General features: G+C 35.7%; 24 protein-coding genes. 20 read left to right on the top strand and 4 right to left on the bottom strand.

Translation table 11 applies throughout. The annotated features are described in order from the left end of the window. The first annotated feature begins 39 nt into the window (after positions 1-39). Positions 40-582, top strand: coding sequence for a YceI family protein (locus ACPF9A_RS08610; protein ID WP_424003540.1), 543 nt, complete (start codon positions 40-42; stop codon positions 580-582). A 123-nt stretch (positions 583-705) separates the two neighbouring features. Next, complete coding sequence (locus tag ACPF9A_RS08615) at positions 706-1,263, top strand: hypothetical protein (protein WP_424003542.1); 558 nt, start codon at positions 706-708, stop codon at positions 1,261-1,263. A gap of 115 nt (positions 1,264-1,378) precedes the next feature. Here the strand turns inward: ACPF9A_RS08615 and ACPF9A_RS08620 are convergent, their stop codons facing one another. Beyond that, a complete protein-coding gene (locus tag ACPF9A_RS08620; protein WP_424003544.1) occupies positions 1,379-2,752 on the bottom strand; it encodes an integrin alpha in 1,374 nt (457 codons plus the stop codon). 1,637 nt (positions 2,753-4,389) lie between these two features. Between ACPF9A_RS08620 and ACPF9A_RS08625 the strand changes: the two genes are divergently transcribed. From ACPF9A_RS08625 to ACPF9A_RS08635, 3 genes are all read left to right on the top strand, one after another. Further along, positions 4,390-5,247, top strand: a complete 858-nt coding sequence (locus tag ACPF9A_RS08625) for an alpha/beta hydrolase family protein (RefSeq protein WP_424003546.1) — start codon at positions 4,390-4,392, stop codon at positions 5,245-5,247. An 896-nt stretch (positions 5,248-6,143) separates the two neighbouring features. Then, on the top strand, positions 6,144-6,449 hold the full coding sequence (locus ACPF9A_RS08630; RefSeq protein ID WP_424003548.1) for an NIPSNAP family protein: 306 nt from the start codon (positions 6,144-6,146) through the stop codon (positions 6,447-6,449). 7 nt (positions 6,450-6,456) lie between these two features. Beyond that, positions 6,457-6,975: a DinB family protein gene (locus ACPF9A_RS08635; protein ID WP_424003550.1), complete on the top strand. Its 519-nt coding sequence runs from the start codon at positions 6,457-6,459 to the stop codon at positions 6,973-6,975. Between the two features lie 181 nt (positions 6,976-7,156). On the opposite strand, the gene ACPF9A_RS08640 is transcribed toward ACPF9A_RS08635, so the two are convergent. Next, entirely contained in the window at positions 7,157-7,597 is a 441-nt protein-coding gene (locus tag ACPF9A_RS08640; protein WP_424003552.1) for an Lrp/AsnC family transcriptional regulator, read from the bottom strand. Between the two features lie 142 nt (positions 7,598-7,739). Between ACPF9A_RS08640 and ACPF9A_RS08645 the strand changes: the two genes are divergently transcribed. Then, entirely contained in the window at positions 7,740-8,498 is a 759-nt protein-coding gene (locus ACPF9A_RS08645; protein ID WP_424003554.1) for an MBL fold metallo-hydrolase, read from the top strand. 818 nt (positions 8,499-9,316) lie between these two features. After that, positions 9,317-9,559, top strand: a complete 243-nt coding sequence (locus ACPF9A_RS08650; RefSeq protein ID WP_424003556.1) for a hypothetical protein — start codon at positions 9,317-9,319, stop codon at positions 9,557-9,559. A 395-nt stretch (positions 9,560-9,954) separates the two neighbouring features. Here ACPF9A_RS08650 and ACPF9A_RS08655 read toward each other — a convergent pair. Further along, a protein-coding gene (locus tag ACPF9A_RS08655) for an IS3 family transposase (RefSeq protein ID WP_423998553.1) occupies positions 9,955-11,084 on the bottom strand; the annotation gives its coding sequence in 2 pieces (ribosomal slippage) (positions 9,955-10,823 and positions 10,823-11,084; 1,131 coding nt in all). A gap of 128 nt (positions 11,085-11,212) precedes the next feature. Between ACPF9A_RS08655 and ACPF9A_RS08660 the strand changes: the two genes are divergently transcribed. The 13 genes from ACPF9A_RS08660 (at position 11,213) to ACPF9A_RS08720 (ending at position 20,053) form a co-directional block, all read left to right on the top strand. Next, the gene (locus ACPF9A_RS08660) at positions 11,213-12,730 is read left to right on the top strand and encodes an IS1182 family transposase (RefSeq protein WP_423997098.1); all 1,518 of its coding nucleotides are present in this window, start codon (positions 11,213-11,215) and stop codon (positions 12,728-12,730) included. An 86-nt stretch (positions 12,731-12,816) separates the two neighbouring features. Beyond that, the gene (locus ACPF9A_RS08665; protein WP_424003558.1) at positions 12,817-14,124 is read left to right on the top strand and encodes a DUF2268 domain-containing putative Zn-dependent protease; all 1,308 of its coding nucleotides are present in this window, start codon (positions 12,817-12,819) and stop codon (positions 14,122-14,124) included. Positions 14,125-14,928: 804 nt separating this feature from the next. Then, positions 14,929-15,180: a hypothetical protein gene (locus tag ACPF9A_RS08670; RefSeq protein ID WP_424003560.1), complete on the top strand. Its 252-nt coding sequence runs from the start codon at positions 14,929-14,931 to the stop codon at positions 15,178-15,180. A 274-nt stretch (positions 15,181-15,454) separates the two neighbouring features. Next, positions 15,455-15,670, top strand: coding sequence for a hypothetical protein (locus ACPF9A_RS08675; protein WP_424003562.1), 216 nt, complete (start codon positions 15,455-15,457; stop codon positions 15,668-15,670). Between the two features lie 56 nt (positions 15,671-15,726). Beyond that, the gene (locus ACPF9A_RS08680; protein ID WP_027066611.1) at positions 15,727-15,978 is read left to right on the top strand and encodes an AbrB/MazE/SpoVT family DNA-binding domain-containing protein; all 252 of its coding nucleotides are present in this window, start codon (positions 15,727-15,729) and stop codon (positions 15,976-15,978) included. After that, complete coding sequence (locus ACPF9A_RS08685; protein ID WP_027066612.1) at positions 15,972-16,289, top strand: type II toxin-antitoxin system PemK/MazF family toxin; 318 nt, start codon at positions 15,972-15,974, stop codon at positions 16,287-16,289. Before ACPF9A_RS08680 ends, ACPF9A_RS08685 begins: the two co-directional genes overlap by 7 nt. A gap of 80 nt (positions 16,290-16,369) precedes the next feature. Then, positions 16,370-16,648, top strand: a complete 279-nt coding sequence (locus tag ACPF9A_RS08690; RefSeq protein WP_424003564.1) for a hypothetical protein — start codon at positions 16,370-16,372, stop codon at positions 16,646-16,648. A gap of 75 nt (positions 16,649-16,723) precedes the next feature. After that, positions 16,724-17,284, top strand: a complete 561-nt coding sequence (locus tag ACPF9A_RS08695) for a hypothetical protein (protein ID WP_424003566.1) — start codon at positions 16,724-16,726, stop codon at positions 17,282-17,284. 85 nt (positions 17,285-17,369) lie between these two features. Continuing rightward, entirely contained in the window at positions 17,370-18,113 is a 744-nt protein-coding gene (locus ACPF9A_RS08700; RefSeq protein WP_424003568.1) for a hypothetical protein, read from the top strand. A gap of 41 nt (positions 18,114-18,154) precedes the next feature. After that, on the top strand, positions 18,155-18,520 hold the full coding sequence (locus ACPF9A_RS08705; RefSeq protein ID WP_424003570.1) for a hypothetical protein: 366 nt from the start codon (positions 18,155-18,157) through the stop codon (positions 18,518-18,520). Positions 18,521-18,810: 290 nt separating this feature from the next. After that, positions 18,811-19,182 carry a hypothetical protein gene (locus ACPF9A_RS08710; RefSeq protein WP_424003572.1) on the top strand — a complete coding sequence of 124 codons (372 nt, stop codon included), beginning with the start codon at positions 18,811-18,813 and terminating at the stop codon, positions 19,180-19,182. A gap of 330 nt (positions 19,183-19,512) precedes the next feature. Continuing rightward, positions 19,513-19,764, top strand: coding sequence for a type II toxin-antitoxin system ParD family antitoxin (locus ACPF9A_RS08715; RefSeq protein WP_424003574.1), 252 nt, complete (start codon positions 19,513-19,515; stop codon positions 19,762-19,764). Further along, entirely contained in the window at positions 19,751-20,053 is a 303-nt protein-coding gene (locus tag ACPF9A_RS08720) for a type II toxin-antitoxin system RelE/ParE family toxin (RefSeq protein WP_424003576.1), read from the top strand. The genes ACPF9A_RS08715 and ACPF9A_RS08720 overlap by 14 nt, the downstream gene beginning before the upstream one ends. A gap of 26 nt (positions 20,054-20,079) precedes the next feature. Here the strand turns inward: ACPF9A_RS08720 and ACPF9A_RS08725 are convergent, their stop codons facing one another. Continuing rightward, complete coding sequence (locus ACPF9A_RS08725; RefSeq protein WP_424003578.1) at positions 20,080-20,577, bottom strand: hypothetical protein; 498 nt, start codon at positions 20,575-20,577, stop codon at positions 20,080-20,082. Between the last annotated feature and the right edge of the window lie 232 nt (positions 20,578-20,809).

A 20,809-nucleotide genomic window follows, 5' to 3' on the forward strand; every position in this document is an offset into this window, starting at 1 on the left:
CTCCTAATAGTATATCTTTTTTAATTAAAATGAATCTATATGAAAAAGCTTATATATCTAATTGTATTCTTAAGTTTAAATAGTTTTTCTCAAGACAAATATTTAACAAAAGATGGGCACATAACTTTTGAGGCTTCTATGCCTTCTTTTGAAGAAGTTAAAGGAACTAGTACTACTGTTACAGCAATCCTTAATGCCACTAATGCTGAATTTGCCGCATTAGCTCTTGTTAAAGGTTTTCGTTTTAAAATTGCTTTAATGGAGGAACACTTTAATGAAAACTATGCCGAATCAGATAAGTTCCCTAAAGCCACTTTTAAAGGTAAAATAGACAGCTTTGATATTTATAACTTAAATGCAAATCAAAAATATAATGTTAGCGGGCAATTAAGTTTTCATGGAGAAATAAAGCAGTTTAAAAACCTACCGATTTTAATTTCAATGGAAAATGAAATAATAACAATGAAAGGAACTTTTAATGTAAAAGCCTCCGATTTTGACATCAAAATTCCAGCCATTGTTCGTGAAAAACTAGCAGAAGACATTCTTATCTCTTTTGAGTTTAATCTCGATAAAAAATAAAATAAATATCATGATAAGGAATAAGCAACAATTCAACTCAAAGATTTTTTTATAATCAAAATTTCAAAATCATATTTAGTTTTTTAAGTACCCTGGTTTTATTTTCATGTAATTCAGAATCTCTTGAAAACGACATCACAGTTTATGAAGCAATGGATGATGTTGGATTCCATCTATCTCATAAGTCTATCTCCAGGGGAAACAATCGTACATTATGTAGGTGGTGAATTGGGTTCAAATAGTCTTGAAGATTTTAATTCAATTTTTGATGGAACTGATGGTTTAGAAATTTTTAACGAAGAAACAGAAGTGTATTGTGAAAGCGCGAAAGTTACTTTTAATACTGATAATGAACTTACTTTTGAATATAACAATCTGTCTTTTGATTACAATTACTTTTTTCAAAATGACACTTTAAAACTCAACCTTAATAATCAAATAGTTGATTTGGCTATTGGTGGTAAAGAAGTTTTAACCATATATGGCAGTTTATATCACTTTATTACCGCCAACGAATCAGTTGGAAGTAGTGAGGCATTTCTAAAATTTAACTTTAAAAATCAGTTCTTTTTTAATTCACGTGAAGATCGCTACATACCAATAACGAACCCTCAGTCCATGGGCCCGCAGGATGAAGCAACGTTCTTTAACAAAGCCTATCGTTTAGAAGAACTTGATTAATGTTTATTTATTTGAGATGGACTCTATTTTAGAATAGTCATTCTGGCTTTTTTACACCAACTTAAGGTACAACTACATAAAACATTATGGACTTAATAAAGCAAATAGATACTCTTTAATTAGGTCTAAAAAACAGTGTGTACAGTGCCCCTGTTGTGCCAAGCCCAATTCCACCAAAATTTATTGCAATAGAGCCGTCTCCTTTTAAATCGCCTACATAAGATATAGAACGTGCAAAACGGTCATCTGGACCAAGAACCAAATCAAAACCACCTTCCGTTGCACTAATTTTATCAAATGTTTTTACGGTCTTATCTGCATTTAGATATAGGATATACGCGCTACCTTCATTTTGCTGATTGGCTCCCGTAACTAAATCTGTTATTCCATCACCATCAATATCCCCAGCTGCGCACATCGCATGCCCAAACTGCGCACCAAAAGTACCATTAGGGTTCTCTTCTAAATCAAGTGTTTCCGTAAAACCATTTAATCCTTCAGTAATTTTAAGTTTAGACTCCACATTGAACGTGGTACTATTTAGAGAAAGCATCCAAATCGCTCCTTTGCCACCATCAGAAGTGAAAGCTCCTACTGCCATTTCTAATGTTCCGTCATTATCTATGTCTCCTAGCATAGCTACTTCTCTACCTCCAAATTGATCATTGTCCTCAAGCCCTTCTCCAAAACCACCAGTACCAGATCCGATATTTACAGTGCTTCCAGGCACAACCTGTGAATCATCGTCTAAAAATAATATGTTGATAGCACCACGACTAATTCCACCCAAATCTGAACTAGGTTCACATGCAACCAAATCAATTCTACCATCATTATTGATGTCACCAATACCGGAAAGTCCTTGTGCAATAATGTTTGAGTTTTTTACGAAATTCTTAACTGTACCATCGGTATTTAGATGAATAATGTACAATGCTCTGTTGGTTGAATTTGTAGCTGAAGCTGCAATGTCTGGTATTCCGTCATTATCATAATCACCAATGCCTGCAACTCCATAGCCAAAGAAATTACCTTCAAGCAGTGTTTCATTAAATCCGCCTTCTAGGTTGGATATTTTTTGATTAGATGAAACAGAACCATCACTATTCATAAACAAGATATATACCGCTCCGGCATCAACCTCTCCATCATCATCTGATCGCGCGCCTATAACGTAATCTATTACCCCATCTCCATCCACATCTCCTATTACATCATGATCTCTCCCAAACCTGTCTCCAAATTCCAAATCAGCATCAAGCCCTCCCAAACCATTCTCTATCGTTACAAAGCTTTCTGCTTGATAAAACATTGCATCGTCATCAATTACTTCATCGTCATTAATTTCTTCACCGCTATTAATTACTTGGTCATCATTCATTTCATCAGTACTGTCGTCACTTCTACTGCAACTAAAAAAAGTAAACGCAATTAAAATTATACTTAAATATAAATTCCATTTTTTGAATGTGCTAGATGTCGTTATCATATAAAATTAGTTTATGTTTCATTTTAAGACTTTAAAAAACACAAAAGGTTTAATTTGGTGTTTTAATTAAATGAGAATTATTGAATTACTATAATCTAATAGAAAGAAAAACAAGAGATAATCGAGTAGACGGCTCTCCCCATAATTGAGGAGAGTGCGCCTCTCACACCACCGTACATACGGGTCTCGTATACGGCGGTTAGTAACCCATCTTTCCGATTGCTCTTTACACCAATCAAAACTATTTCCTACTTTATCAAATGGCTACAAATTTTCTAGGGAATCGGTCACCCAATAACGAAAATCAATGCTCCATCTGGCATTTCAGAAAGGATTACTTTCGGTCCTTCCTCACTTGTGAGACCTATGTAGATAAACTACAACTCGTTTCTAGTGAGTACTATGACCTCTGCTGACTTCTCTACTATACCAACTCGTGATTATAGAGACCTCCCCAGGTAAGAACATCTTCTTTCTCCCAATAACTGCCGTATCTACATAACTACCCTTTTGGTACTCTTTAGGGCGTAACAATGATGTGGTTGCTTACCCAAATAATTATGCCTCATATATGGTTCCTGTTCGTCAGTACCGAGATTTGTAGTCCTGCTTTCTTCAGTCCTAGCTTCACAACTAGCAACCTTGCAGCTTACAAATGGTTCAAGGCGTTACCCCTGCCCATAAGGGACTTGCACCCTCTAAATAAATCAACTACTTTTATTAAGTAGCTCAAAGATGCCAATACTGGGCACACACAAAGTATATAATTTATTGCTAGTTTTAGTTTAATTAAGAAAAATAGAACTCAATTATCTTTTAGGTTTTATTAATTAAATTAGCTATTTAAACACGCAACAAACCATATGTGTGCCGAGAGTAACGAACGGCTGAAAATCGTTACGCAACTGTTTATAAGATGGTGGAACCGACCCACTGATGTTGTCTTGCAGGAGAGAGCATCAAACCCCCATAAGGTGCTTTGGTAAAGAGCCAAGGTATTGAGCGTTATGGAAAAGGCTGCGTCAAGAGCGTGGTCAGGTATGGATAAAGGAGATGAATGCAAATGAACCTCTGATGAAGTGTCGAGAAAGTGCAACATCATGTCAAAAGTGTTTGAAGTATGACAAACATTATAAGTTTAGCGGTTACCTGTTTACTGGCTAAGCGGCAGGCGTCATTTAGGAGGCATGACCTTTATTCGGGCTTATTTACGGAACTCGGGAACCTGTACTAAGATGCAAAGTGAAATGCACAATAGCGCAAACTAGAGGCAGAATAGCAATGCTTGGTATAGGGGCGGACTAATCCGTAGTAGTAATGAAAGTTTTGTAATGAAACTGGAGCGAAGGGATTAGCTAATTTAACGTACAATTTGCCAACTTGAAAGAGGATGAGCTATCTTTGAAAGTTAAGTTAGAAGAGCCGTATGATGGGAGACTATCACGTACGGTTCTGTGAGAGGCTCGGGGTGAAATTCCCCTTGTCTACTCGACAATAGCCGTTCTCACTCATTAAAACTTTAGTCTACATAAATTATGCTACATCTGAAATACATTGTTTTACTTTTATTATCAACTTGTTTTAATTGCTGTCAATCTCAAGATCAAAAACTGTTATTAAATACAAAAATTGTAGACTTGAGACCTGCAGATACCACAAGCATTAATTATGAAAAATGGTTGAAAAAAAATGCATATTTAGACAGTTTAGAAATAGGTAAAATCACCTATTTAAGTGATGGCTTACGAGTTAATGGAATGTTATTAAAACCCAAAAAAGCTGGTAAATATCCCTGTATCATATTCAATAGAGGAGGAAATAGAGATTTTGGGGAATTAGATTATGGCACAGCTTTTTGGCTTTCAGCAATTGCTAGAAAAGGTTATGTTATAATAGGTAGCCAATATAGAGGAAATGCTGGTAGTGAAGGCAAAGAAGAGTTTGGTGGTAAAGATATTAATGATGTTTTGGTTTTATGTGATGTATTAAAAGAAATCGAAGGAGCTGATGTTAAAAGAATAGGTATGTATGGTTGGAGCCGTGGCGGCATGATGACTTACATAGCCATAACCAAAACTAATAAAATAAAAACTGCAGTTGTCGGTGGAGCGATTTCTGATGCATTTGAAGGTATTAAAGACAGACCAGGAATGGAAGATGGTGTTTATTCTGAATTAATTCCTGATTATTATGCGAATAGAGAGGAAGAGTTAACAAAACGATCAGCAATAAAATGGGTAGATAAATTTTCAAAGAATGTTCCCATATTACTGCTACACGGAAATTCGGATTGGAGAGTAAAATCAACACAAAGTTTAAACCTAGCACTTGAATTTGAAAAATATAGGATTCCTTACAGACTAAAGATTTTTGAAGGAGGAGATCATGGTATAAGTGAATTTAGAGATGAAGTGGATAAGGACGTTCTTAATTGGTTTGATAGGTATTTGAAAAATGAAGAAAAATTGCCTGATATGACTTTTCATGGAAATTAGAACGAGTGAGAACAATGTATAAAAAACATAGGGCGTTTGTGCTAAACCGAAAGGTCTGTGAATATTAACAAAGTCCGCTAAATATAAAATTTGGCGTTTATAGTAGAAAAGATAAAAGCAAAATATTTATATTTAGCTAAGTAATAAACCGAAATGATAGTGCTTATCACCTGCCCTACGATTTCTTAGTGTGCCAAGAAGCAGTCATGGTAATAAACTGTGCTGCATGCTGTAATTAAGATGATGGTAGATCCATCAGAGTCGTTGTATAGGCGATGGCTCTAAACCACCTAAAGGTGCTTTGGTTAACAGCCTTGGTACTGAGCGTTTAGGAGAATCCAACCCACGAGGTTGGCAGGTATGAATAAAGGAGTTGAACGAAAGTGAACCACTGAAGAGGTGTCGAGAAGTAGGTACATCCAGTCAAAAGCTACGAAGTATGATACGGAGTTAAAACTAGTGTTTGAAAGAACATTAATCACAGGGGTAACCTATTTATTTTCTGTGGGGCTGGCGTCATTCAGGTGGCAAGAACTTTATTCGGGCTTAGTTATGGAACTTGGGAAGCTGCATATACGTGCTAAGGGAAATACACAATAGGCACAACCTAGAGGTAGAATACCAAAAGTATATGTAGTGGCGGACTCATTCGTAGTAGTGATGAAGTTTCTGTAATGGAAATGGAGCAAAGGGATGAGCTGGTTTAATACACAACCTGCCAACTTGAAAGAGGATGAGCTATCTTTGTGTATCAAGTCAGAAGAGCCGTATGATGGGAGACTATCACGTACGGTTCTGTGAGAGGCTTGGGGTGAAATTCCCCTTGTCTACTCGACGCCGAGCCGTTGGGCGTTATGCTAAAACGACAAACGACTTTAACCAAATAGCAAACAATTATGATAACTTGTCATTTAAAATACATTATTGACCCTTACCAAACACCACTATTTGAAGAGTATGGCAAACTTTGGATAGATTTAGTAAAACGTTTAGGTGGACAACATCATGGGTATTTTTTGCCAAGTGAAGGAGCTAATAATGTTGCATATGCCTTATTTTCGTTTCCAAGTTTAGCAGAATATGAAAGTTATAGGAAATCAATATTGACAGACAAGGAGTGTATCGAAGCCTTTAAACTTGCAGAACAATCTAAGTGTATATTAAGTTATGAGCGGACATTTTTAAGACCAGTTTTTAAATAAATAATAAATGCAAAGACCAGAAATTTCAGAATACAAATCTTATTTTCAGTATTATATCGACCTTGTTGATGAAGGTGATTTTTTTGACGTTTTAAACGAAAACACCAAATTCCTAATAGAATACTTCAATAATGTTCCAAAAGAGTTATTAAATCACAGATATGCAGAAGATAAATGGACAGTTAAAGAAGTCTTAATGCACATTATTGACACTGAAAGAGCCTTTGCTTTTAGGGCATTTGTGTGTGCAAGAGGAGATGCGGATACACCATTACACGGTATGGACGAAAATTTGTACGCTGCAAATATTAATGTTACCGACAGAACTATCGAAAGTTTGATTGACGAATTTATAACCGTTAGGAATAATTCAAAATCGTTATTTGAAAATCTTTCAGACAAGCAAAGTATGTTTTTAGGTAACTGTATAACTTACAAAATATCTGCGAGAGCGTTAGGGTACATTATGATAGGACACGTTAAACATCATACAAACATAATTAGCGAAAGGTACTTGCAAAAATAAAAGCACAAACGCCCAACATGGGTTTTGCGTCAGGCGGGCTGAAGTGCACAATTCAAGTTTTGTACTTCTATTGAACTTTAGTAATAATATCGGCTTTTGTGCTTCGAAACCCGCCCGAACGCAAAGCCCAAAAACGTTGTGTGTAATGTAAAAAAGACTTCATGCCTAACTATTTTCAACTTTAAGGAATTTTAATACTTCCATTATTTAACACCTCAGACAGGACAATAGAAGTTGTCGGATTTCCAAATTTACATAATCTATCAATAAGGTTTTCCAAATGAGCATTATCCTTTAAAATTACTTTCATAATAAGACAATCTTTACCTGTTATCATACTGCAATCTACAATTTCAGAAAATTGGTCTATGGTCTTTAAAAATGGCTTGTACCCATTATCATTAAAACCCATGGTGATGTAGGCTGACAAAGAATAACCTATCTCTTTGGGATTAATAATGGTTATGTGTTTTTCAATTACATTTTCTTCTTCAAGTCTTTGAACTCTCTCTGCAACTGCAGATGGTGATAAATTAATTTCTCTTCCTATTTTCGCATATGAAAGTCTTGAGTTATTCTGCAACAATTGAATAATTTTCCAATCGAAATCATCTTTTACCATAATCAACGCTATTTAATGTAAAAATAAGTTATTTCAACTGAAAATTCAAGATAATAGAATTGAATCAACTTCTCTAATTATAGTACAAATTATATCTTCGTCCAAAGATACGTGTACAATAATAATGTCAAATATTAGAAATATGAAAATTCAATTAATAAGAAATGCTACTTTAAAAATAAATTACGCTGGAAAAACTATTCTTGTAGACCCTATGTTTTCGGTAAAAGGAGCATTTGAATCATATGGCGGAATAGAAAGAAATCCAACTGTTAATCTTCCAATTGATGTTAGTGAAATAATTAAAAATGTGGATATAGTTTTGGTGACACACACACACACCGACCATTTTGATGAAACTGCACAAAAAGCACTTCCTAAAGATATTCCTATTTTTTGTCAACCAGCAGATGAGGATAAAATCAAAGCCAATAATTTTATTAATCTAACAGTAATTAAGGACAGTCTTCAATGGAATGGTATTGAAATCTCAAGAACAAGTGGAAAACACGGAAGTGGAGAAATTTTAAATCATATGGGAGAAGTTTCTGGATTTGTTCTTCAATCAAAAACAGAACCAACAGTCTATATAATAGGAGATAGTATTTGGGTAAAGGAAGTAAAAGAATCTTTATTCAAGTATAAACCCGAAATCATAATAACAAACTCAGGTGGTGCATATATTCCAGACTTTGAAGAAACACCAATTTTAATGGATGAGAAAGAAACGATTAAAATAGCTAAAGAAATGCCTAACTCAACAATTATATCTGTTCATATGGAATCCTTAGACCATTGTACGGTAACAAGAAATTCCCTGAGAGAAATGGCAACTAAAGAAAGTATAAATGATAATAGGTTGCTTATTCCAAAAGATGGTGAATTAATCGAATTTACTTGATAATAAAACACTACACACAACAAAGATGTATATAAAAAATAGGCGAAACAGTAGTAAATTCAAGGCTTTTAGCTCGTATCAAACTTTGTGCTTAACCGAAAGTTTCGGCATTTTTAGCCGCTACTGTTCATAGTGTGCCAAGAAGCAGTCATGGTAATAAACTGTGCTGCATGCTGTAATTAAGATGATGGTAGATCCATCAGAGTCGTTGTATAGGCGATGGCTCTAAACCACCTAAAGGTGCTTTGGTTAACAGCCTTGGTACTGAGCGTTTAGGAGAATCCAACCCACGAGGTTGGCAGGTATGAATAAAGGAGTTGAACGAAAGTGAACCACTGAAGAGGTGTCGAGAAGTAGGTACATCCAGTCAAAAGCTACGAAGTATGATACGGAGTTAAAACTAGTGTTTGAAAGAACATTAATCACAGGGGTAACCTATTTATTTTCTGTGGGGCTGGCGTCATTCAGGTGGCAAGAACTTTATTCGGGCTTAGTTATGGAACTTGGGAAGCTGCATATACGTGCTAAGGGAAATACACAATAGGCACAACCTAGAGGTAGAATACCAAAAGTATATGTAGTGGCGGACTCATTCGTAGTAGTGATGAAGTTTCTGTAATGGAAATGGAGCAAAGGGATGAGCTGGTTTAATACACAACCTGCCAACTTGAAAGAGGATGAGCTATCTTTGTGTATCAAGTCAGAAGAGCCGTATGATGGGAGACTATCACGTACGGTTCTGTGAGAGGCTTGGGGTGAAATTCCCCTTGTCTACTCGACTACCCAAACGTTAGCAAAAATGGCTTAAAAAAGATAATATGTTAGATAATATATATGAAAATTTCTCAGATAAGGGTTTAAAACAAGCTTTAGCAGTCTACGGCGGACTCCTTATTTCGGCTATTACTATACCGATTGTAATTTTGGCAGTCGAATATTTTTTAAATGATAAAATTTCTTTCAATAAAGTAATGATTATTTTCCTAGTCATTCTTTTATGGAGTCTCTTTAATATTGAATATTTAAAGAAAAGATTGAAAACGAACGGAAAGCCTGAATAGATTAAAGGAACCAAAAATTAGATGGACTTTTAACGAGAACGGACTTTACTCAGACGCAACTGTTGCGCAGATGGACTTCACTCGGACGGAAAAAATATCAGAACCAATAGTTCGTGCTTACTCATACGTGTCGCCACATTTTGCTAACAATACCTAAACGTAATGCGGACTTTAGGTCAAAACCGAAAGGTCTGTGTATATTTATAATGTCGCTAAATCTTATGGATTTAGCTTTGGACAAGAAAAATAAAACTAAACAATAAGCTTTAGCTTCGTGCGCAGACGGAAACGAAAAGTTTCCTTACTACCGCACTACGCTTAGCTCAACCGTCAGACTGCGCAAAAACCTACCCTTTCTTAATAACTTTGTGTAAGCTTCCCTTGATTAGAACTGCTTAATTGTCTAATATCTCTATAAAGTTATTATTTTTAATTCTCATGGGGCTAGCCCCATGAGAATTTTCTTCTGCATATTTTTTGGGTGACTTTCCTCCAAGGGAATCATGTGGCCTTTTGTGATTGTAATCCTGCATCCATATCTCTGTTTGTTCTCTAACTTGATCTATATGTTCAAAAATGTATTTGTTCAAAACTCCTCTTCTGAAACTTCCGTTAAAACGTTCCACAAATGCATTTTGTGTTGGCTTTCCTGGTTGGATATATTTAAATTCTATCTCTTGCATTTCGCTCCATACTGCTGTTATTTTAGCAACGAACTCTGGGCCATTATCCATTCGAATTCTACGAGGCTTTCCCCTTTTATTTACCAAATGGTTGAGAACCCATACAATTCGGTTACTGGTCAATGAAAAATCTACTTCGATGTGTAATGCCTCCCTATTATAATCATCAATGACATTAAAGGCTCTGAACCGTCTCTTATTCTCAAGTACATCAGTTACAAAATCCATACTCCATGTATGGTTAAGCTCTAAAGGAGCCGCTAAAGGCTCCTTTATACGTGCTGGCAAGCGCTTCTTTGCCTTACGTCGTAAGGGAAGTCCTAAGGTTTTATATACTCGATGCACTCGCTTGTGATTCCAAGGTTTACCTTCATCTCGAAGACGCTCATACGCTTTCCAAAAACCTTCCTCTGAACGTTCCTCAGCTTTTTCTTGCAAGGCTTTTTCGATTTCAGAATCATCTTTGGGTAAAGGAGTATAGTAATAGACACTCTTGCTCATTTTCATCACACGGCATGCCCTACTGATACCGTAATGCGCAAGTTCTTTACTGATAGCTCGTTTACGGTAGGGCTTTAGAACTTTTTTTCAATGATCTCCTTGGCCATCTGGTGGTCCAATGCTAGAGTGGCATACATCTGTTTGAGCTTGCGGTTTTCCTCCTCGAGCTCTTTAATACGTTTGAGTTCTTTACCGCTCATACCAGCATAACGTTCTCGCCATTTATAAAAAGCGGCTGTGCTTACACCATGGTCCCGACTAATCTCGGAAGCGGTTTTGCCATTATCGAATTCTTTTAGAATTTTGGCAATCTGGGTGGGTGAAAATTTACTTGTCTTCATAATTACTGTTTAAAGTTAAAACTATTTTTCTACTTTTAAACAGTTCGGTTTTTGGGGAAGCTTACATTTGTTGATTTCCTTTAGCACGGCCAATACCATAACGTATTGATATTGATTATCTTAATGGTATGGATTTTATAACAGGTTTTGACAGGGACCAACTCGTAATGATGGATTTCGAATCCTGCCTGGGTCCCGATTCGTGGGCAAGGATCGTCGATATGTTCGTGGATATCCTCCCAATGGGCGACCTGGGGTTCAGGGACGTGCTGAACAACGAGGGCAGGCCACCATATCGTTCCTCGGACATGCTCAAACTCTATCTCTACGGCTACAAGAACAAACTGCGCTCCTCCCGCCAATTGGAACATGCCTGCAAGGTAAACCTCGAGGTCATATGGCTCCTGAAGGGACTAAGGCCGTCCGCAAGGAAAATAGCCTATTTCAGAAAGCGTAACCCAAAAGCCTTCAAAGGGGCATTCAGGTATTTTGTGGTGCTGCTCAAGGATTGGGAACTAATCGAAGGCGAGACCATTGCCATCGACTCCTTCAAGATAAGGGCCCAGAACGCCCTGAAGAACAACTTCAACCAGAACAAGATCGACCGCCATATCGAGTACATAGACAACAAGATACTGGAATACCAACAACAACTTGATGCCGAGGACGGAGATTCGGATACCGAAAAAATACAGGACAAAATTGCCTACCAGGAATCGAAGAAGGAAAGATACCGCAACATCGGGGAAGAGCTGCGCACCAGTGGGGAACGACAGATCAGCCTTACCGATCCCGATGCCAGATCGGTAGTACTGCACCGCAACATAATCAATGTGGGCTATAACGTGCAGGCAGGGTGTGATGCAAAATACAAACTCTTCGTCAACAACGACACGGGCACCGTAAACGATACACACGCACTTTCGCCCATGGCACTCGATGCAAAGCAACTTTTGGGCGTGGAAAAAATGAGGACACTTACCGATAAAGGGTACACCACGGGCAAACACCTGGACATCTGCACCAAGAACGGGATAACAACTTACTCATCCCCAAAGGAGCATTCTTCCCAACACAACGGCCTTTATCCCATGGTCGATTTTAAATACGACAGGGAAATGGATACCTATACCTGTCCCGACGGACAGATATTGGTGACCAATGGAACCGTTTACAATAAGGCGGGCCACAAGGTCAAGCATTACAAGAACCGACAGGCCTGCAAGGTCTGCCCCGTAAGGCACCTTTGTACCACGAACAAGAACGGACGCTTCATAGAGCGCTCCATTTATCAGGAGGCCTTGGAGGAAAACCAGAAAAGAGTGGAGGAAAATCCGGAATATTATAGGCTCAGGCAACAGATCACCGAGCACCAGTTCGGGACCATCAAAAGACAATGGGGCTTCACCCATACATTGATGAAAGGAAAACAGAACGTGCTCTCCGAGGTAAACCTGATCATGATATGCTACAACCTTAGCAGACTTGTGTCCATTCTTGACCCAAAAGTGTTGAAGGACAGGCTCAAAAGGCTTGTCGACATATTTTTTGCCCTATTCGGAGCCATTTCAGCCATTTTGGGCGACTTTGCTTTTCTTGGAAATTTAGTTTACCACAAAAGAACCGGCTATAAAACCTTCGCTTAGGGTCCTATAAATCAAAACAAATCATTTATTTTTATTCGAAATGGAGTTGCTGCGCAAACTCCCGTTGGCAATAATTATAAAAACGAATGAAGAAAACCCTTATCATAATGCTTCTGACTACTATTTTACTTAGCAGTTGTAATGAACATTCGAAAAAACAAACTTCGGATAAACAAATCATTGAGAATGAATATTCCGAATTAATTGCATTAGGCTCTTATCCGAACTACTACTACAATTTAGCAAACGAGTTAAATAATGCAGGTAGACCAGAATTAGCAATTGAGGCTTACCAAAACTGTATAAAAACAAGTAATTCCCAGACTTTTGTTGAAGATGCTATGTTTAATCTATCTATGCTTTATTTGGACACTAAACAAGATTCTTTGGCATACCCACTAATGGATTCTTTAATTAATAGAAAATACACTTGGTTAAATTGGTATAAGAATTCGGACAATCCTTATTCAGAACAACCAGAGTACGTTTCTAAATTATCACTGATAGACAGCATAACTCATTTGAAAGATAATCCCAAGAACTGTAATTTTCACTATCAAGATGTTTTCAATTTTATTACTGCTTTTAATAAAAGTAGAAGCAATTGGTCTAACTCACCATCCTATTTTTATAACGATTACTTCTCTAAAGCATCTAAAGCTTTATTTTACTATCAAAAATTTAAAATCCAATCTTCATCTCACCAATTTGCATATCGGATTGAAGATAAAAAAGAATATTTTAAGTCCATTATACCAAACCTAGAACAACTCTATACCCAGGAAAAGACTCTTAGGAATTACTTTAACGAATTTGAAAAACTGTACATTGATGCTGTTTTTCCAGATATTTACTATACGGTTGGTTGTTTTAATGCCGGAGGGACATCAAGTCCTTTTGGATTAATAATCGGAGCAGAAATGCACACCAAAATGAAGGATTCAGATTTATCAAATTTCAATAATTGGGAAAAAAAGGTAGTGCGCGATTTTTCTAATTTGCCATTAATTACAATTCACGAATTAGTTCATATTCAACAAAATAACAATTATAACAATTTGTTAGGTAATGCAATTTATGAAGGAGCAGCTGATTTTATAAGTTCTTTAGTGTGTGGTTCACATATTAACCAATATGTCCACGAATGGGCTAATAAGAACGAGAAAGAAGTTTGGAATGAATTTAAAATGGATATGTACGGAGAAAATACACAAAATTGGATTGGTAATGCAGATAGAGCTAAAGACAAGCCCGCTGATTTGGGCTACTATATAGGCTTCAGAATTTGCGAAAGTTATTATGAAAAACAGACCGATAAAAAGAAAGCTATTAAAGATATAATAACGATTACTGATTGGAATCAATTTTACTTAAAAAGTGGATATATGAACTAAATACTATTGCCAACAAATGTATATAAAAAATAGGCGAAATGGTAATAAATTCAAGGCTTTTGGTTCTTGTCAAACTCTGTGTTTAACCGAAAGTTTAGCGCTTCGAAATCGCCTACTTTTCATATGTGTGCCGAGAAAGCAATGAACGGCTGATATATTTCATTGCGAACTGTTTATAAGATGGTGGAACCGACCCACTGATGTTGTCTTGCAGGAGAGAGCATCAAACCCCCATAAGGTGCTTTGGTAAAGAGCCAAGGTATTGAGCGTTATGGAAAAGGCTGCGTCAAGAGCGTGGTCAGGTATGGATAAAGGAGATGAATGCAAATGAACCTCTGATGAAGTGTCGAGAAAGTGCAACATCATGTCAAAAGTGTTTGAAGTATGACAAACATTATAAGTTTAGCGGTTACCTGTTTACTGGCTAAGCGGCAGGCGTCATTTAGGAGGCATGACCTTTATTCGGGCTTATTTACGGAACTCGGGAACCTGTACTAAGATGCAAAGTGAAATGCACAATAGCGCAAACTAGAGGCAGAATAGCAATGCTTGGTATAGGGGCGGACTAATCCGTAGTAGTAATGAAAGTTTTGTAATGAAACTGGAGCGAAGGGATTAGCTAATTTAACGTACAATTTGCCAACTTGAAAGAGGATGAGCTATCTTTGAAAGTTAAGTTAGAAGAGCCGTATGATGGGAGACTATCACGTACGGTTCTGTGAGAGGCTCGGGGTGAAATTCCCCTTGTCTACTCGACACTAAACGTTAGCTGCAAGTACTCCAAAAAATAAAACTATTGATATTATGGAAAAAAAAGAATTAAAAGATTTGTCAAAAGAGGAGCTTAAACGTAAAGAAAAAAGCTTAAAATCAATAATAATACTCTGTATACCGGTAATTATCGGACTTTTTTATTTTGTACTTAGAGATTATTTTGATGGAAAAGAAATTGACTTTGCAATTCTAACTATAGCAATATGTACCATTGGTGGACCAGCAACAGTATATCCTGAATTGAAAAAAGTTCAAGATGAATTAAAAACAAGAAGTAATTAATCCTAGCATTTACTAGAATACTAAGTATATTTCTACAGTTGAACTTTAATCGGTCGAAAAAAACAAGTTTGCGCGGATGGACTTTGCTCAGACGGAAATGTTACTTTGGACTCTACTCAGACTGAGAGAAAACGGGAGCGGAATCGAAATGTGCTTACTCACACGTGTCGTACCAGCAGCTAACAAAGAACTGAGCTAAACCAAAGTTCAAATAAACGATATTATTATTATTATTATTATTGAGAGAACAAAAGCTGGATTAGAATCTGCAAAATTGAGAGGTAAAGTTTTAGGTAGGCGAAAAGGACTAACTATAAAAGGAGAAGAAAATGCAATTTTATGTGCGTATCATTTCAACGAAGGTATATTAAGCATTCCTAACATATTAAAAAAGGTAGAAGTAAGTAAAGCTACATATTATAAATATCTTGAATTGAAAGGGCTTAAAGGGAAAGTAAAACCTTATAAAAAGACTAACCATCAGGAGTAATATTTATTTGTTTATGTTATAACAATGTATTAACTTAGTTAAAAATTAGAATAATAATGGAAGCTAATATTATAAAGGTTGGAAATTCTAAAGGTATTATTATACCTGCCAAGTTTCTTAAACTTATTGGACTTAGTGACAAGGTGAAAATTGGAGTAGAGGATAACAAGCTTGTTATTGAGGCATCTAAGGAGGGGCTTAGGGCTGATTGGAATAATTTGTTTGAAAAAGCTAACTCCAAAGGTGATTCAGAAATCTTGATTCCTGATGTTTTTGAGGATGAAAATATGAAGGATTGGACATGGTGAAACAATTCGAAGTTTACTGGATTGACCTTAATCCAACAAAGGGGAGCGAAATAAATAAAACCCGCCCTTGTGTAGTTATATCCCCAAAGGAAATGAACCAGAACTTAAACACTTTGATTGTGGCTCCTTTAACATCTACAATTAAAAATTATCCAACTAGGGTATCGGTTATAGTTAACAAGAAAAAAGGAGAGATAGCACTCGACCAAATTAGGTCGATTGACAAAACTAGGCTTGGTAAAAAGCTTACTATTCTTAATAAGGATACTTCTGATAGCATAAAGGCAGTACTCTTAAAAATGTTCAAATAAATGATTAATTAAATAAGGAACATATACCTATGATAGCACACAATTTATTGAAATATTAATAACCATTTGAAAAGAAAAATATGGAATATTTAAATTTTAAACAAAGTGGATTTCAGGTTATAGTATTTACTTTAATATTAATTGTTTCTTTATTGTTCAATGCGATGTACTTTTTGGGTATAATCGATTATAATCTTAAAACGAAGAAGAAAATTGAATTAATTGATTCACCCGTAGAAAGACCATACATAGATTCACCAATAAATGCACCAATGGAAACTGAATTAATAGAGTCACCCAGAGATAGATCTATAGATTCAATAATTAATCCTCTTGATTCTGATTCCATTAAAAAATAAATTATTTAATAGATATATGATTTGTAAACAAACATACTGAGCTAGGACCAAAGTTCAAATAAAGGATTCTAACTTTTGAGCGGAGCAGCTGGCAATAATTTTGAAAAATATAGTATGACCACTAAAAAAATAATGATTTTCACTCTTTTAACCTTTCTATTTACGACAAGTTGTGAAGAAGTCAAAAAACAGGGGACTGAAGAAATCGTAAAACAACAAATTGATATTGAACATGAGAAAGAAGCAATTTTAGAAACATTGAATAATGAAACTAAGGCGGCTTTTCAGCGAGACTATGAAGCTTGGAGCGAGAAATGGGTTCACGACTCGAACATAACGAAAATCTATATTGACTTCCCTGAAAGTACTTTTTCCGAATCAGTTGGTTGGAATGAAATAAGCCAATTCGTAAAGGCTTTTATTGACGATCATCCTGAACCTGAACCTATCCCTAAGTTGTTGGACAAAATAGATGTTCGCCTCTATGGTGAGGGTGCTTGGGTTACCTACGAACAACAGGATTCGCTTCGCGGACGTAAACGAGAGACTAGACTCATGGAAAAAGTAAATGGAGAATGGAAAATTGCAGGTATGCAAACAACTATTTATGGATTCCAAACTAATGAAACCGAATAAAAACTGTTGCCAAGAAACAACTGAGCTAAACCAAAGTTCAAATAAAGGATAATAGTTCAAAATAAAATGGAAACTTTAAAATATAATGATTCAGGAATATGAAAATTTAATAAGGCACATAATCCTATCGGTACTTGGCAATCAAGATACCGCAGATTTTGGTGTCTCTGATGAACGTATACAGAAATGGAAAGAAAATAGGCAGACCGAGGAAAAGAAACATGGTATTCTTGTAGAGAATCGTCTTATTTACTATTCAGAATTCTATGATTTGAAAAATATTATTGTTAAAAAATGGGAGCGTTTTAAGGAAATTCTAGTCGATAAGAAAAAATTCGAAGTACATTTTAATCAAATGATGACCTTCAGAAACACATATTCCCATGGCAGATTTATATTTAGTCATCAGAACAAACTAATTGAAGGAATTCTAGGGGAAACGAAAGCATTACTTGTACAATATCACAATAAGAACGCGGACATGAATGATTATTTCGTAAGGATTCTCAGTATAAGTGATAGTCTCGGTAATTCATGGACACCTGATGATCCTAATCCATCAGGTATGACAACAAAAAGTATTATGCGGGTAGGTGATAAAGTTAATATTAAAATTGAAGCCTTTGACCCCAGAGAAGAAGATATTAAATATCAACTTCAAAGCCCAGATTTCGACTCTTCGAATATTACTGGTGAATTTGAGTTTATCCCAACAAAAGAAATGATTTCAAGGAGATATGGGCTTACTGTTATAGTTTCAACAGTTGAAAAAGAATATAAAAATCAGGACCAGAGAGCAATTCAATATGTGATAATCCCTGAAGTTTAAATCGTAAAGTTCAAATAAAGAATCAATAATATAATGATATAATGGAAACCAATAGCCCTAAAGACGAATATATTGTAAGCCTTAAGTTTTTCATTTCATCCGCCTTAGCAGATATTGATATAGTGCTTTTACAAAATTTGAGTCAAACGGGGGATAAAACGGAAGTCTTTACAGTTCAGCAAATAAGAGACCAATTGAAAGATACAGCACTAAAAATGAGCGAGGTTGCTGATAAATTCAACATCAACAATGAAGCAAGCTTACTTGGTCCATTTGGCTTATGTCCAGAGCACTTATTAACTAAAAAAGAAAAAGAAACTGCAATTAAGAAATACTTATTGAGCCTAAAAAAAGACCCAAATAGAAGTCTATTTAACGAATTAGGTGGTGCTGAAACGTTACTTTAATATTAATCAAAACTCAATTAAAGTCTAAATAAACGATTATTATTCTACTTTTAATCAGTTCGGTTTAACGGGAGGAGGTCACATTTCCGATATGTTTGCAAGAACGGAGATAATCAATTTAAATGCCGCATTTGGCTTGCCCTTTACCCTTGATTCTATACCTAGATTATACTCTTTAATTATATCTTCCTGCAATAATAAAATGAGAAATAAATCGTTGAAATGTAAACATTGTTGTTGATTGATAATATATGAGAAGTCTAATTTTAATCTCGCTGCTTGCAGTAACAATGATTGGCTGTTCCAAACGAGAAGGTATAATTTGGTATGGTAATGTTGATGGTCAGTACGGTGATAAAACAGACCCACTTGCTATTATTTATACCCTTGACGAAAAGAACCTCTTTGGTATCTTCATAGATGAAGAACTGACCTATTTGTTTGAAATTGTATCAGAACAAGGAGTACACGACAGCGACCTAGACGTATATAAATATGAGTTGTACGTGCTTGAATACAAAGGACAAAGAGTTGTGGGACAGGACTATTCGCAGGGTTGGTCAATTTGGATAAGCAAAGACGAAGATGAACACTACGCTTCCCTATCCTCACCTGAAAATGAGGTACTAGATTTCAATATCACTAAACGTAAATTACCATGAAGTCAAAAAGTAAAAAATCTTGATATATTTATTTTTTGTCCCTTTTTTAAAATAATGGTATGATTAATAGATATTACTTGCTACTTCTAATCTCATTATTTACAATATGTAGCTGTAAGAATAAGAATCAAAAAATGTAGCCTTACCCTTTTTTCGTTCAACCTAAAATTCGAAATCATTATCTTTAAGTCTAGATGGCCAAAAAATGAGAAAGGACACTTTCTCGGCAAGTCAGATCAAAATTAAAAGTTCAAATAAAGGATACTTCAATAGTTGCAAAATCTCCAAATTATTGTTAATTTGCATCAATAATATTAATATTGGTTCATTATGGCGGTAATTAGAAAATCTATCACATTTACAGAACAACAGGAGACTTATGTTAAAAGCCTAATCGAACAGGGCTTTTATACCAATGACAGCGAATACGTCAGAGATATAATCAGGAAAGACCAGGAGCGTAGAAAGCGTATAGTAGATTTAAACGAAGCACTTATTGAGGGAATGGAAAGCGGACCATCCGATGCCACTATAGATAGTATTTGGGAAGAAGCCATAAATGAGCACAATGCCGGAGAATAAATATATTATAAGTGTCAAGGCAAGGAACGATATCAAGTCTGTTGCCAAATACACCATAAAGGAGTTTGGGAAAAGTCAATCTTTGAAATATGCGAATGGCCTAAAGGTTATTCTAGAAGAATTAGCAAATAATCCAGAATTAGGCAGGAGATATGTGGCCGTGAAAAACCAAATGCTCCTAAGGTATAGATTCAAATCACATGTAGTTTTTTATTATATAATAAGTGATGGAATTTTCATTGTTAGAGTCCTTGGAGGTAAGATGGACTTTCCAAAACACTTAAAGTAAAGTTCAAATAAAGGATAGCTGATTTTTCATTCTAAAATATCTTTTCGAATAAATCCTTTGAAAAGCCCATCGGAAATTATAAGTAAGCTGTCTTTTATTTCAGGATTATTTAATTTAGTAGCCCGAAGGGGTATTTCAAAACGGCCTTCAATAAATCTACTTTCTTGATCGTAAGTCGTAATCGAAAATAAACCGTTCGAACCATCTTCAATCGCATATTGACTTATTAAAACATCACCGCCTAAAGTGTTGTAGTAAATACCTTCACGGTGGTTTAATGTATAGGGCCCGATGCCATCAAATTTAATTTTGGCAACCATCACACCATTATCAAGGCCGTCACCCACAGCTAAGAAGATTAGAGTGTCATTGGCGGTCAGACCAATTTCGGTAGTTCCTTTCCATGTTTCATTAGCTCTTTGGGCTATGAACGTGTTATCTTGGAAGGAAGGTTCCGTATTTTTATCTTTGTCACAGCCCAAGAATATTACAAATATTAAAAGCGAAAAGAGTTTCGTTTTCATGAAAGCAATTTTAAAATAGATGTCAATCATCCAGAAACGTTGCTTCTCTTTTCAAAAAAACATAGTTTCGAGCGTTAATTATATCAAATTGTATTGAATGGCAAGCCCCTTCTCGTGCTCAATGAAATTTTCGTAAATTCAAAATAAAGTATAAATAAAGGATTATTTAATGTCCTTGGTTACATACTTTTCTATTAATTTTTAACTTGAACTTTATAAAAGATATATATAA

The organism is Maribacter sp. IgM3_T14_3 (assembly GCF_049603095.1).
Taxonomy (GTDB): domain Bacteria; phylum Bacteroidota; class Bacteroidia; order Flavobacteriales; family Flavobacteriaceae; genus Maribacter.